12 protein-coding genes are annotated in these 13,869 nt (G+C 70.0%); 6 read left to right on the top strand and 6 right to left on the bottom strand.

Translation table 11 applies throughout. The features are described from left to right. Positions 1 to 62 precede the first annotated feature (62 nt). Entirely contained in the window at positions 63 to 704 is a 642-nt protein-coding gene (locus ACH34W_RS07800) for a TetR/AcrR family transcriptional regulator (RefSeq protein ID WP_395960021.1), read from the top strand. Between the two features lie 19 nt (positions 705 to 723). Here ACH34W_RS07800 and ACH34W_RS07805 read toward each other — a convergent pair whose 3' ends face one another. From ACH34W_RS07805 to ACH34W_RS07825, 5 genes are read right to left on the bottom strand one after another with little or no spacing between them, the layout of a single operon-like run. Next, on the bottom strand, positions 724 to 2,106 hold the full coding sequence (locus ACH34W_RS07805) for an FAD-binding oxidoreductase (RefSeq protein ID WP_395960022.1): 1,383 nt from the start codon (positions 2,104 to 2,106) through the stop codon (positions 724 to 726). Positions 2,107 to 2,108: 2 nt separating this feature from the next. Further along, positions 2,109 to 2,669 carry a Clp protease N-terminal domain-containing protein gene (locus ACH34W_RS07810; protein ID WP_395960023.1) on the bottom strand — a complete coding sequence of 187 codons (561 nt, stop codon included), beginning with the start codon at positions 2,667 to 2,669 and terminating at the stop codon, positions 2,109 to 2,111. A 3-nt stretch (positions 2,670 to 2,672) separates the two neighbouring features. Further along, entirely contained in the window at positions 2,673 to 2,906 is a 234-nt protein-coding gene (locus ACH34W_RS07815) for a helix-turn-helix domain-containing protein (RefSeq protein ID WP_395960024.1), read from the bottom strand. Between the two features lie 31 nt (positions 2,907 to 2,937). Then, positions 2,938 to 4,020: a hemolysin family protein gene (locus ACH34W_RS07820; protein ID WP_395960025.1), complete on the bottom strand. Its 1,083-nt coding sequence runs from the start codon at positions 4,018 to 4,020 to the stop codon at positions 2,938 to 2,940. Then, entirely contained in the window at positions 4,017 to 5,426 is a 1,410-nt protein-coding gene (locus ACH34W_RS07825; protein ID WP_395960026.1) for a hemolysin family protein, read from the bottom strand. Before ACH34W_RS07825 ends, ACH34W_RS07820 begins: the two co-directional genes overlap by 4 nt. Positions 5,427 to 5,494: 68 nt before the next feature. Between ACH34W_RS07825 and ACH34W_RS07830 the strand changes: the two genes are divergently transcribed. The 4 genes from ACH34W_RS07830 to ACH34W_RS07845 all read left to right on the top strand — a co-directional run bounded on the left by ACH34W_RS07830 (position 5,495) and on the right by ACH34W_RS07845 (position 9,820). Then, positions 5,495 to 5,968: a nuclear transport factor 2 family protein gene (locus ACH34W_RS07830; protein ID WP_395960027.1), complete on the top strand. Its 474-nt coding sequence runs from the start codon at positions 5,495 to 5,497 to the stop codon at positions 5,966 to 5,968. Between the two features lie 101 nt (positions 5,969 to 6,069). Next, positions 6,070 to 7,029: an MBL fold metallo-hydrolase gene (locus ACH34W_RS07835; RefSeq protein WP_395960028.1), complete on the top strand. Its 960-nt coding sequence runs from the start codon at positions 6,070 to 6,072 to the stop codon at positions 7,027 to 7,029. Positions 7,030 to 7,033: 4 nt separating this feature from the next. Further along, positions 7,034 to 8,794: an FAD-dependent monooxygenase gene (locus ACH34W_RS07840; protein ID WP_395960029.1), complete on the top strand. Its 1,761-nt coding sequence runs from the start codon at positions 7,034 to 7,036 to the stop codon at positions 8,792 to 8,794. A 30-nt stretch (positions 8,795 to 8,824) separates the two neighbouring features. Then, entirely contained in the window at positions 8,825 to 9,820 is a 996-nt protein-coding gene (locus tag ACH34W_RS07845) for a hypothetical protein (RefSeq protein ID WP_395960030.1), read from the top strand. Here the strand turns inward: ACH34W_RS07845 and ACH34W_RS07850 are convergent. Then, positions 9,813 to 10,778 (bottom strand): hypothetical protein, encoded by a 966-nt coding sequence (locus tag ACH34W_RS07850; RefSeq protein WP_395960031.1) that lies wholly within the window; start codon positions 10,776 to 10,778, stop codon positions 9,813 to 9,815. The two genes, ACH34W_RS07845 and ACH34W_RS07850, sit on opposite strands and share 8 nt — an antisense overlap. A gap of 2,439 nt (positions 10,779 to 13,217) precedes the next feature. Here ACH34W_RS07850 and ACH34W_RS07855 point away from each other — a divergent pair. After that, positions 13,218 to 13,869: DUF222 domain-containing protein (locus ACH34W_RS07855; RefSeq protein ID WP_395960032.1), on the top strand; the 652-nt coding region annotated here is incomplete at its 3' end.

Here is a 13,869-nt window from a genome sequence, read left to right on the forward strand (position 1 = left end):
TCGGAGAATACGAGTGATTGCTCGTGTTTGCAATCCGGGTTCGCAATCCAGGGAGGCAGCGCTTGGAGGAACGGGGCGTGGAGGAACAGGGCGTGGAGGAACGGCCGCCGCGGCGACGGCAGGCGCGTGGCGAACGGCGGATGGAGGAGATCCTGACCGCGGCCGCCGAGGTGTTCGCGAAGAGCGGGTACGAGGCGGCCACGACCAACGCGATCGCCTCGGCGGCGGGGGTCTCGCCGGGCTCGCTCTACCAGTTCTTCAAGAACAAGGAGGCGATCGCGCAGGCGCTGGCCGACCGCTTCGTCACGCAGATGCGGACGGCCCACCAGGAGGCGTTCGACGGGATCGACTTCGCCGGTGTGGGGCTCGACGACCTGCTCGACCGCATGGTCGACCCGATCGTCGCGTTCAACATCGCCAACCCGGGGTTCAAAGCCCTGTTCGCCCGCCCGGACATGCCGCCCGGACTGGCCGAGGCCGCCCAGCCGATCCAGGCGGCCCTCCTCGGCCGGGTCGAGCGGATGCTCGCCGTCCGAGCCCCCGGCATTCCCGCCGACGATCGTGTGCGCATGGCCCGTGTGCTCATCCAGATCTTCCAGGCGATGGTCCCGCTCGTGACCTCCGCCGAAGGTGACGAGCGGGCCGCCGCCATTGCCGAACTCAAGAAGGTGTTGCGCGGTTACCTGGCACCGGTCGTCGGCTAGCCGCGCCGCCCGGGCTCTCTCAGCCGGGGGTGCCGAAGACCTTGCCGGGGTTGAAGATGCCCGCCGGGTCCAGCGCGTTCTTCACGGCGTGGTGCATGGCGACCACTGCGGGGTCGAGTTCGGCGTGCAGGCCGCGGCGCTTGAGGAGGCCGACGCCGTGCTCGCCGGTGACGGTGCCGCCGAGCGCGATCGCGTCGTCGATGATCTGGTCGAACGCGCGCTCGGCTCGGGCTCGGGCGCCATCGTCGCCGGCGGGCACGATGATCAGCGGGTGCAGGTTGCCGTCGCCCGCGTGCGCGACGTTGGCGATATGGGTGCCGTGGTCGCGGGCGGCGCGTTCGATGCGGGAGAGCATCTCCGGAACGAGCCCGCGCGGGACGCACACGTCCTCGGTGAGCACCGGTCCGAGCCGTTCGAGTGCGGGGTAGGCGAGGCGGCGGGCCGAGAAGAGCGCCTCGGCCTCCTCCTGGTCGGTCGAACGGGTGCTCCACGTGGCCCCGGCGCGTTTGAAGCAGTCGGCCATCGTGTCGGCCTCGGCGTCGCCCGCCTCCCCCGGGGCGTCGGTGCGGCCGAGGAGCAGCACGTTCGCGTCGGCTGACAGGCCCATGTTCTTCCACTCGTCCACGGCGCGCAGGCAGTGCCGGTCGATCAGCTCCAGCGCGCTCGGCACGACCCCGGCGGCGGTGATGGCGCTGACCGCCTCCCCGGCGGCCTCCAGGGTGTCGAAGTAACCGACGACCGTGCGCTCGGCGGCCCGTGCCCCGCGCAGCCGCACGGTGATCTCAGTGATGACGCCGAGCGTGCCCTCCGAGCCGACCATCAGCCCGCACAGGTCGTATCCCACCACGCCCTTGGCGGTACGGCGGCCGAGCCGGACGACCTCGCCGCGGCCCACGACCGCCTGGACGGCCAGCACGTAGTCGCGGGTCACGCCGTACTTCACGCAGCACAGCCCGCCCGCGTTGGTGGCCACGTTGCCGCCGATCGTGGACCAGGGCGAGCTCGCCGGGTCCGGCGGGTACCAGAGCCCCTGCTCGGCACAGGCGGCACGCAGGTGGTCGTTGACCACGCCGGGCTGGACGACCGCCAGCCGCTCGTGCGCGTCGATCTCGACGATCTCGTTCATCGCCTCCAGCGAGAGCAGCACGCACCCCTCGATGGCGTTGGCGCCGCCCGACAGTCCCGTCCCGGCGCCTCGCGGCACGACCGGCACGCCGCGTTCCGCGCATTCGGAGACCACGGCCTGCACGTCCTCCGTGCTCGCCGCCCGCACGAGCGCCGCCGGAGCTCCGTACGGCGCCCACTGCGCCTCGTCCCGGACGTAGGCGGAGACGACACCGGGATCGGTGACGACCCGTTCGGCGGGGATGAGGGTCCTGAGGGCTTCCACCAGTGAACCCATGGTCAGGCCGCCTCGGCGGCGATGAAACGCGTGACCTCGGTGCGGAGCTCGTCGATGTCGGCCCCCGACTCCACCAGCACCCGGACGGCTCGCGGGTCGCGGTCCTGCAGGATGCCCAACAGGACATGGCCGGCGCCGATGTAGTTGTGCTTGAGCCGCAGCGCCTGCCGCAGGCTCAGCTCCAGCGACTTCTTGGCCGAGGGGCCGAAGGGGAGATGGCGCTTGCCGGATCCCCGGAACCGTCCGGGCGGCGCGTCCAGGGCTCCCTCGCCGAACGTCTGCTCCGTGGCCTGGCGTACCGCGTCCAAGTCGATCCCAAGGGTCCGCAGTGCTTCCGGATCAAGCGGGTCGGCGCTCGTGTCCGCCGCGAGCCGCGCGACCGCGGCGCGCATCGCCGTGATCTCCAAACCCTGGGCCCGCATCGCCGCCGCGGCGGGGCCGTCGCAGGCGATGAGGGCGAGCAGCAGATGCTCGGGGCCGATCCGGCCGTGACCGAGGTCGCGGGCCTCCTGCTGGGCCCCGGTCACGGCGTCCCGGGCCTGCTGGGTGAACCGTTCGAACATCCGTCAACGCTCCTTCTTCAGAATCCGCCGGCCGCCGCCGTGCTTCTTGTGAACGGCCTGCCTGCTCACGCCGAGGCAGACCGCGATCTCCTGCCAGGACCAGCCCTGGTCGCGGGCGCTGGCCACCTGGAGCGCCTCCAGGCGTTCGGCCAGCTCGCGCAATGCCCGCACGGCCCGCAGCCCGACGGCCGGATCCTGGCTGCCCGCCTCCTGGGCGAGCTTCACTCCGTCGCTCATGGTGTCAATCTAGGTTGACACTTGGCGAATGTCAACCAGAGTTGACGTGTGGCTCGATATGCCCTGTGCGCTCGGTCCGTCCGGTGCGTTCGGCCCGTTCGGGGGTCAGGAGGGTCGTGACGAGATCGTCGAGGGTGATCAGGCCGACCGGGGTGCCGTCGCGGCCCAGGACCAGGCCCAGGTGGCTCTGGTGGTTCTGCAGGGTGGTGACCGCCTCCGTCACCGGGGTGCCGACCGTGAGAGTGGGGACGCGGTGAGCGAGCTGGCTGGCGGGGGTCCGGCGGCTGCGGGCGCGGGCCAGGTAGGCGTCGCGGACGTGGACCATGCGGGGCGGGCCCGTCTGGCCGCGGCCACGGAGCATGATCCGGGTGCGGCCGGTGCGGATCGAGGTGTCGATGACCTCCTGCGGGGTGGCCGACGGCGGGACCGACACCATCTCGTCGACCGGTGTCATCAGGTTTTCGAGCGGGGACTCCGGGGCCTCCAGGGCCGCCTTGAGCAGCTGGACGTCCGGCTCCTCGATGAGGCCCAGCCGACGCGACTCCTCCACCAGGTCACGCAGCTGCTCCGGGGTGCGGGACACGCTCATCGCGTCCCGCGGCGACACGCCGATCATCCGCAGCAGCAGGTTGGTGACGGTGTTGAGCGCGGCGAGCAACGGCCGGACGACCGCGGTGAACGCGCGGAACGGCGGCGCCAGCATCATGACCGAACGTTCGGGACGGGCGATCGCCCATGACTTGGGCGCCATCTCGCCGATCACCATGTGCAGGAACGTCACCAGGGCCAGGGCCAGGACGAACGCCACCGCGTGCGCGCCGGCCTCCGGCAGCCCGGCGTCGTGGAACACCGGCGTCAGGGTCTGGGCGATCACCGGCTCGGAGACCAGGCCCAGCCCCAGCGAGCACATCGTGATGCCCAGCTGGGCGCCCGCGAGCATCAGCGACAGCTCGCGGATCCCGGCGACGGCGGCCGCGGCGGCCCGGCTGCCCTCGGCGGCGGCGCGTTCCAGCCGCGGCCGCTTGGCGGCCACCAGCGCGAACTCCGCCGCCACGAAGAACCCGTTGCCCAGCAGCAGGAGGATGGTGAGCGGAATGCCGACGGAGAGGCTCATCCGTCCCTGCCTTCAGCGTCTCTGCCTTCAGTGTCTCTGCCTTCAAGATCCCGGCCTTCGGCGTCCCTGCCTCCAGAAGGTCCGATGTCGCGCTCGACGGACCGGATGCGGATCATCTCCGGTACGTGCCGGTGGATGTTCAGCACCTCGATCGTGGCCTGGCGGGGTGGGTCGTCCAGATGTTGCGGCGGCACGTCCACCGTGACGCGGTCGCCCGGCTCGGCGATCCGGCCGAGCTGTTTGAGGATCAGGCCGGCGACGGTCTCGTAGTCGCCTTCGGGCAGGGCGATGCCGGTCTCGTGCGCGACCTCGTCCACCCGCAGCCCGGCGTCGGTCGTCCACCATTCGCCGCGCCGGATGGCCAGGTCCTCCTCGACGTCGATCTCGTCGGCGATCTCCCCGACCAGCTCCTCCGCGATGTCCTCCCAGGTGAGCACGCCGGCGAAGCCGCCGTACTCGTCGATCACGCAGGCCATCGCGCCGCCGTCCGCGCGCAGCAGCGTCACCACGTCGGGCAACGGCAGTGTGTCCGGCACGAGGAGCGCGGGCCGGGCCATGCCGCGAACCGGCGTCCGGTCGGACTCGTCAGGGGTGAGCCGGATCAGCTCGTCCAGCCCGATGGTGCCGACCACGTCGTCGATGCTGTCGCCGACGATCGGATAACGCGTGTGCCCGTGGGCGGTGATGACATCGCTGAGCTCGCTCGCCATGGCCGACGCCGGGACGAGGACCACGTCCACGCGCGGCACCATCACCTCGTCGGCGGTGCGCTCGGAGAACGCCAGCGCCCGTTCGAGCAGCTCGGAGTGACCGGCTTCCAGGTGCTCGCCGGACTCGCCGATGATGTGGCCCAGCTCCTCCAGCGTGGCGCCGTGACGCAGCTCCTCCACCGGCTCGATGCCGACGGAGCGCAGCAGCTTGTTCGCGGCGGCGTCGAACAGCTTGATCAACGGCGCCGCCAGCGTCAGGTAGATGAGGGTGGAGGAGGCCAGCGCGCGGGCCAGCACTTCCGCGCGGGCCAGCGCCAGGTTCTTGGGGAACAACTCGCCCAGCACCATCTGGATGATCGTCGCCAGTGCGAAGCCGGTGGCCACCGCGATGCCGCCGACCGCGGCTTCCGGGACGCCGAACGCGCGCAGCGGCGGGGCGATCAGGTCGGCGAGCGCCGGCTTGGCGATGAACCCGACGACCAGGGCCGTCACGGTGATGCCCAGCTGGGCGCCCGAGAGCATGAAGGACAGGCGTTCCATCACCCGCACGGCGCGGGCCGCGCGGCGGTCGCCGTCCTTGGCCTGATGGTCCAGCGCGAGGCGGTCGGCGGTGACGTAGGCGAACTCCTGCGCCACGAAGTAGCCGGTGGCGGCGGTCAGCACCAGGACGGCCGTCAGCCCGAGCACGACGTTCACGCTGGATTTCCTTCCCCATTCAAGATCTTCTTACCCTGGATGTCCCGTATTGCGAGAGAGGTCCACACTTGCACAACACACAGAGCGACAGCGCGCATACAGATGGCACGCGGGGCCAGGTCGAGGCCGAGATCGTCGATCAGCACCGGTTCATCGAGGCCTGGCTGCGCGGGGACGCCGATCGATCCGCGCAGGCGTACGGGACGTTCGTGGCCCGGCACACGCCCGACTTCGTGCTGAACGGCCCCGGCGGCGACGCGACACCCCGCGACGGGCTGATGGCCGGGCTCGAAGGCGCGCACGGCGCCATGCCCGGCTTGGTCATCGAGATCCGGGACGTGCGGGTGCTGGAGGAGCGCGACAACCTGATCGTGGCCGTCTACGAGGAGCACCAGACGTCCCCGGCCGAACGCAGCACCCGCCGAAGCACCGTCGTCTTCGTACGCGAGGGAACCGGTCGGGAGGGAACCGGGCAGCAGGGGGCAGGGCTGCGGTGGCGTCACCTCCACGAGACCTGGATCGAATCGCCGCATCCCGCCTGACGGTTATCGGCCCCTCCGCCGTGGAATGAACCAATGCGCCCAGTCCATCCAGCGCATCAGATCCACTCAGCGCATCAGGTTCACACAGCGAAGGGGCAACGATGCCCAGGCCGTTCGCGTCCTCAGCCGATCTCTCCGACAAGACGCAGACCTTGGAGATCCTCGCCGAAGGGGTGTACGCCCTCACTGCGGAGGGCGACCCCAATGTGGGGGCCATCGAGGGCGAGGACTTCCTCGTCTGCTTCGAGGCCCTGGCGACCCCGGCGGCCGCCCGCGACTGGCTGACCGTCCTCCGCGCCCACACCGACAAGCCGATCCGCCATCTGGTGCTCTCGCACTACCACGCGGTGCGCACCCTCGGCGCGAGTGCGTTCGGCACGTCGTCGATCATCGCGCACGACCGCACCCGGGCGCTCATCGCCGAGCGCGGCAAGCAGGACTGGGAGTCGGAGTTCGGCCGGATGCCCCGGCTGTTCAAGGATCCCGCGACGATCCCGGGGCTCACCTGGCCGACCGTCACGTTCTCCCGCACGCTCTCGATCGACCTGGGCGGCGACCGCGGCGAGCTGGACCTCGCGTACTGCGGGCGCGGTCACACCGAGGGCGACATCGTCGCCTGGCTGCCGCGGCAGCGGATCCTGTTCGCGGGTGACCTGGTGGAGACGCAGGCGGCGCTTTACACGGGCGACGCGTTCCACCGGGAGTGGGCGTCCGGCACCCTCGACCACATCGCCGGGTTCCCCGCCGAGACGCTGGTCGGCGGCCGGGGCGTCGTCGCGCACGGCCGCGACAAGGTGCGGGCGGCCATCGCCCAGACCCGCGAATTCCTCACAGTGATGATCCGCGAGGTCCAGGCCGTACGGGATCGGGGCGGCACGCTTAAGGATGCCTTCCACGCCGTGCACGCGGCCTTGGCGCCAGACTATGGCGGCTGGCCCATCTTCGAGCACTGCCTGCCGTTCGACGTCTCTCGGCTGTGGGACGAGCTGGACGGCATCGAACGACCCCGCATTTGGACCGCCGAACGGGACCGCCAGGTGTGGTCCGAACTGCAGGACTGACGCGATGTCGAACCAGGTCCCGGTCGCAGAGCCGGTCCCGAAGTCGGTCCCGAAGCCGGACCCGGACCCGGACCCGGACCCAGACTCGGAGCCGGACTCGGACTCGGACTCGGACTCGGATCCGGTCGCCGTCATCGGCGCCGGTCCGGTCGGCCTGACCGCGGCCCTGCTGCTCGCCCGCTGGAGCCTTCCCGTGATCGTGCTTGAACGTGAGCCCGTCCGTGCACCTGAGGGTTCCCGGTCGATCTGCCAGCAGCGCGACGTGCTCGACATCTGGGCGTCCGCCGGTGCCTCCGCGGTCGCGGAGGAGGGCCTCGCCTGGACCACGGCTCGCACGTACTACCGGGAGCAGGAGCTGTTCTCGTGGCGGTTCGCCGACACGGAGACGTTGCCGCCGTGCGTCAACATCTCCCAGACCCGTACAGAGGAGATCCTCGAAGAGTGTGTGGCAGCGCGGGGCGATCTCATCGAGGTCCGGCGCGGGCTGGACGTCGCCGAGCTGGAGCAGGACGCCCGGGGCGTGACGTTGCGTTGTGCGACGGGAGAGGAGATCAGGGCGTCGTACGTGGTGGCGTGCTCGGGTGCCCGTTCCGACGTCCTGCGGCGGGCGCTCGGTGTGAGCTTCCCCGGGGAGAGCTTCGACGACCGGTTCCTGATCGTGGACCTGCGGGCGGATCTGGGCGGGTGGGAACACGAGCGCAGGTTCTACTTCGATCCGCCGTGGAACCCGGGACGCCAGGTGCTGATTCACCCCTGCCCGAGGTCGAGTTACCGCATCGACTGGCAAGTGCCGCCTGGATTCTCGCTGGCGGAGGAACGCGCGAACGGGGGCCTCGACCGCCGGATCCGCCAGATCATCGGGGACGCCCCCTACGAGACGTCGTGGGTGTCGGTGTACCGGTTCCACTCCCGGGTCGCCGACCGGATGGGGATCGGACGGGTGCTGCTCGCCGGGGACTGCGCGCACCTGTACGCCCCGTTCGGCGCACGCGGCCTCAACTCCGGCGTCCCCGACGCCGAGAACGCCGCCTGGAAGATCGCGTTCGTGGCCCGTGGCTGGGCGCCGGACGATCTGCTGGAGACCTATCACCTCGAACGGCACGCGGCCGCGCTGGAGAACCTCGACGTCACCGCCGCCACCATGCGCTTCCTCGTCCCGCAGACGGCCGCCGAACGGGACCGCCGCCGCGCCGCGCTGGACCGCGCCGCGGCTGATCCCGCGATGGCCGGAGAGATCGACTCGGGTCGCTTCGCCGAGCCGTTCTGGTACACCGGTTCGCCCCTCACCACTCCCGAGCCCACTCGGCCGGCGCCCGCCGGCCGCCCGCCCAAGGGTGCGCCGCAAACCCTGGCGCCGGGCGTCATCGTGCCCGACACCCGCGTCCGGATCGCGGGGCGTCCCGAGATCACCCGGCTGAGAGAGCTGCTACGGGACGGCTTCACGCTGCTGATGGACGGGGAGGACGAGCAGCTCGCGGACGCCGCCCGTTCGGCCACCGCCGCGCCCGTCAACGTCGTTCACCTCAAAGACCTGGGCTCGAGCGCCGTCGACATGCGCCCCGGCGAAGTCTGGCTCATCCGTCCCGACGCCCACCTCGCCGCGATCCTCCCCCGCCCGGGGCCGCACGACATCGCTGCCGCCCTCGCGAGGGCGACCGGTCAGTCAGCGACCGGTAAGTCGGCGACCGGTCAGCGGGAGATCGGTCAGCGCGGGACCGGTCACACGCATCCCGGTGGACCAGAACGAGCCAAAAGCCCACTATGAGATAACGGTTCCTCTTCGGTGGGAGAGCCAATGAGTGACAGCCGCCCTCGGCCCGTCTTCGACCCGTCCGTTCCCACCCGCGAGCGCGCTTTCCTTGCGGCAGACCCCGAACGCCTCGTCGCCGCCAGCCTGCCGGTCCCGCAGGCCCCTCGCCTCGGCGCGGCCACCATCGTCGCCCGCGCCGTCTGGATCCCGGTCTTCGCGTTCTTCTACGGTGTGCTGCCGGGCGGCTGGTTCCGGGTGTTCTTCCTCGCCTCGCTCGACGACGACACGTTGCTGGACGGCGTCTTCCGGTGGGGCCGCACGGCGCTGTTCGCCATGATGGCGCTCCCGGCCGTGCAGATCCTGCTGATCCTCCTCGGCCAGGGTGAGGCCGCGGCGGTGCTCGCCGCCGCCAGCTTCGTAGGGTGGACGATCGGCGCGATCCGGCACCTGCGCGAACCGGCCTCCGCGACGGCCGCGCGGGATTACCACGGGCGTTACCTGCTGCCCGCCGACTTCGACCGGCCCGCCGCCCAGTTGCTGCTGCGCGCACAGCAGGCCGTCGACGCCGTGCTCGGCTCCGAGTCGCACCGGGCCGGGTTGCTCGACGACATCGACAACACCGTCGTGCTTCCCCGGCAGGAGTGGGAGATCGCATGGGCGCTGGCGGAGCACACCAAGCTCCGCCGGGAACGCCGGGCCCAGCGTCCCGAACGCCTCACCCCCCGCGTCCGCGCCCTCCTCGAACCTCAGCGCCGCGCGATGGACCTGTCCGTACGCGCCATCACCGAACGCATCGAGGCCTTGGAGACCTACGCCCGCCGCGCGCGCGACGCCGACGACGCGTACCACGAATGGCAGGTGGTCGAACGGCTGCCCGAGCAGAACGCGCGCTACCGCGACCTGCTCGCCCGGACCGTCGGCCATGACCTGGCCCGCGACGAGATCGAACGGCTGGCGGACGACGCCCAGCGCGCCGAGTCCGTCCTCCGCGACTCGGTCGGGACCGCGCTTCAGGCAGGCAGGGCGCTCGCCGTCAGCTGACGGTCGTGCACGGAGACGGCGTCTCCGCCGGTGCGCTCGGCGTGTCCCGGGGCGGAGTATCCCGAGGCGGAGTGGCAGGCGCGTTCGGAGCCGGTCCCAGCCGTCTGGTGTTGTGCTCTTTCATGACCGCCTGCAACGCGGGGGAGTCCGCGAGCGTCGGGCAGGCCCACTCGGACTGGCGGCCCCACGAGTAGCTGATGTCGAACGCGGGCTTGGGCAGCAGCGCGTTCCAGCGTGCCAGGATCGATCGGAGCTGCCCCGCGGTCGGCAGCCGCCAGTTTCGGTCGCCCTCGTTGCACGACTGGCCGAACGTCTGGAAGACCGGCACCATCATGCTCTTCGGGAAGCCCGCCTTGACGGCCTGGCCCACCATCCGGTCGATCGCCCGCAGGTCGCAGCCCCGATCGTCGGTCCGGCACGGATACGGATCCAGCCCGATGAGGTCCAGGTGCGTCGCGGACGGCCTGAGCGGCGTCATCGTCCAGTCCGTCAGCGAGGCGAACGCCTTCTGCCCCGGCGCGTATCGGTGGATGACATCGGCCCGCCGGCGGATCTGCGCGACGATGTCCGGGCACTCCGCCGGGTTGGGCTCGTCGCTGAGATACCACCCGTACACCCGTGGGTTGCGTGCCAGCCGCCGCACGGTGTCGGCGAACGCGTCCTCGGTCATCCCGAAGCCGCCGCAGGTGGTGTTGCCGACCCACAACAACGCCTGGCTGCCCTTCGGCAGCGAAGCGATCTCGTCCTCGTCCGGATCGACGTCGAACAGGTTGTAGCCGAGCGCGGCCGCCTTGGCCCGGTCCTGGGCCGGCATGTTCAGCGCGACGTGCCTGGTCTTGGCCGGCGCGAACGACACGTGCTCCGTCCCGGCCGTCCCCGGCGACGGGGACAGAAGGTAACCGGCCGCAGCACCGGCGAGCGCGGCGGCTGCGGCCACGACAGCGAGGTGCGATCTCATCACGTCTCCGACATCGCTGATGCGGTACGACGTGATGTGCCCCGCCCCCAGGGTCCGGCATTCATGCCTATTCGGGCATCGCAGCGAAGGTGGCGCGGAGCGTCCGGCCCCGGTCGTCCCCCGTCCATGACCATCCGGAGGACAGCGCCACTACGGTGAGCAGTCCGCGGCCCGACTCCGCTTTGCGGGGGCGGCGAAGCGAGACGTTAACTACGCTGGCCGCTTCGCGTTTGGCGGCACCGGTCACCCTTCGACTGGCCATTCCACCCGGCTGTCGGGCAGGGCGGCGCCAAAGGCCTAATAGCGGCGGCGACAAGAAGGTAGGCGACAGGCACGGCAGGTGCGTACGCATGGGTTTCCGGGTGGCAGGTTATTTCGTGCCGCTGCGCGGTTGGCGGCAGCGGTCTCCCCTTTGGTTTCGCGCCCCGCCTGGCACCCGGTCGGTTGGGGCTGAAGGCCTAAAAACAGCAGCGACAAGAAGGAAGTGGGCAGGGACGGCACGTGCGTACGCACAGGTTTCTGGGGTGGCGGCTCACTTCTTGCCGCTTCGCGGTTGCGGCAGCGGTCATCCCTTTAGCTCCGCACCCCGCCCGGCACCCGGTCGGTTGGGGCTGAAGGCCCAAAAGCGCCAGCGACAAGAAGGGCAGTGGGCAGGGGCGGCAGGTGCCTGCGGACAGGTTTCCGGGTGGCAGCTTACTTCGTGCCGCTCGCGGTTGGCGGCACCGGTCACCCCTTTAGCTCCGCACCCCGCCCGGCACCCGGTCGGTTGGGACTGAAGACCCAAAAGCTGCGGCGGCAAAAGGGCATGTGGCGGGCACGGCAGGTGCGTACGCACAGTTTTCCGGGCGGCTGCTTATTTCGTGCCGCTTCGCGGTTGGCGGCAGCGGTCACCCCTTTGGCTCCGCACGCCGCCCGGCTGGCGGGTGGGGCGGGGCTGAAGGTCTAAAAGCGGCGGCGACAAGAAGGCATGTGGCGGGCACGGCAGGTGCGTACGCACAGTTTTCCGGGCGGCTGCTTATTTCGTGCCGCCTCGCGGTTGGCGGCAGCGGTCACCCCTTTGGCTCCGCACGCCGCCCGACTGGCGGGTGGGGCGGGGCTGAAGGTCTAAAAGCGGCAGCGACAAGAAGGCAGGCGGCGGGCACGGCTGGTTGGTGATGTGCGGGTTGGCGGTCGCTGATGTTCGACCTTAAGCCGCGCGGAAGGCGGGATTTCCCGCAATCTCAGGAGCGGCCCACCATCACCTGGTTCTACGCGTGAGAAGTGGGCCCGCCCGCGGTGCGGGTCTCGGCCCAACCTGGCGAGAGTTGGTTGCACGGCTGCGGGACGAGTTTGGCCCTGGCTTCCGGGCTGGAGGGCCAAGGCCGCCTTCGATCCTCAGGCGATCACTGGAGAGGCTCGAAGATGGCCTCTAGCCTTTCGGCCGCCGTTGGTAACCGTCTGCGCAGCCGGCAAGAGACCGCGCGACGTTGGAATTCGGTAGGACCAGGACCTCGGCATCGTCAGGAATCGCACCCGCCCTGGGGTCCTCTGGCTCGCCAACCCACAGCTGCACCGCCTCCCACGCGGACAGGCCAGCGTCCCAGGCTTCCTTCAACCGCCGATACCACCGCCCGCCAGCGTCGAACCCGATCGCTCCGGTGGCAGCCCTACCCACGTAGCCGGCGGCATTCTCGGTCTCTGAAGCCCAGAGGTGCCCGATCACACGGCCTTGAAGAACAGCTGGCAGGCAACGAACAGCCGTATCGGTGCATGCAAGATATTGGGTCTGATCAAGATTCCACGGACTGAGCGGCCCGAAGTCTCCTGGCCTCCCCGTCGGTTCCCACCAGTAGGACTCAGACACCGCGCACTCCCATCCAGGACATCCGCCAAAGACCTAAGAGGACACCTTCAAACCACAGATGATCATAGAGGTCATATTGGGAACGACCCCTCAAGCAGCAGCGAGGGAACCAGGTAGGTGGGACCACTCCTGCACGAACATGAATCCGCTTCACGGGGGTGGAGCCGCCGTTCGCTGGAAGGTGGGGCCGGTGTTCTCGTGCGTAGAACCACCATCACCCTTGTGCGCAGACCAGAATCCGCAACAGCAACCAACGTGACCGCACCCACGACAAAGCCGCACCAACCCGCAAACGGTCATTTCGGCACCGCTCAACCACCCACCCAAACCAGCCGACCTAATCCCCAATCCACCCGTCCGCAACCGACAACAACCGTGGGACGACCCCCACCCCAGCCACTCACAAAACCGGCCACAAACAACCACCCCGATCCCCGCGAACGACATCGACATAACCTCCCGGCTTGCCGCTCCTGATCAACGGAAATCGCGGGACGGCCACCTAGCGCACCGGCCACAAAAAGGTGGCCGGATACCGCTGGCAATCGCCACTCAACACCTTGCAATATCACCGAACGTGACGATAGAATAACAGCATGGATTCGATCGTGGCGGGACTAGACTCCGCTTCCACCGCTGAATTGGTGGAAGCGGCCGCCGCGATCACCACCCAACTCGCCCAACGATCGGCACCCGACTCCGGGACCGCCTGCATGGAGCTGGCCGAGCAGTTCGCCGCCGCGTTGGATCAGGGCGAGCAGGTGCTGGCGGGGTTGATCGCGGTGGTGGACCGGACCGGCGAGCCCAAGCACTGGGGTCTGGCGTCCACCCAGGCGTGGTTGCGGTGCCGGCTGGGCATGCGCGAGGGCCGCGCCCAAGAACGCCTCACCCTGGCCCGCCAACTCCCCCGCCTGCAGCAGGTGAACCAGCAGCTGGCCACCGGCGCCCTGTCGTATGGGTATGCCGCCACCATCGCCGACGCCGTACAACGCCTGAACGATGAGGACTGCGCGGCGGCCGAGGGCATTTTGTTGGAGGCGGTGGCTGGCGGGGTGTCGGCGCGGAACCTGGCGCGGCTGGGCCGCAGAGTCCATGACCTGGTCGCCGAACTCGCCGGGGAAGACCAGCCGCCCGAGGACGCGCAGCGGGGGTATCAGCGGTCGTGGATGACCGTCAGCCGGTCGCTGGATGGCGGCTGTTACCTGCACGGGTGGCTCAACCCCGAAGACACCGCCATCCTGGACGGCA

It is taken from the genome of Actinomadura sp. 6N118 (assembly GCF_044326415.1).
Classification (GTDB): Bacteria; Actinomycetota; Actinomycetes; order Streptosporangiales; family Streptosporangiaceae; genus Spirillospora.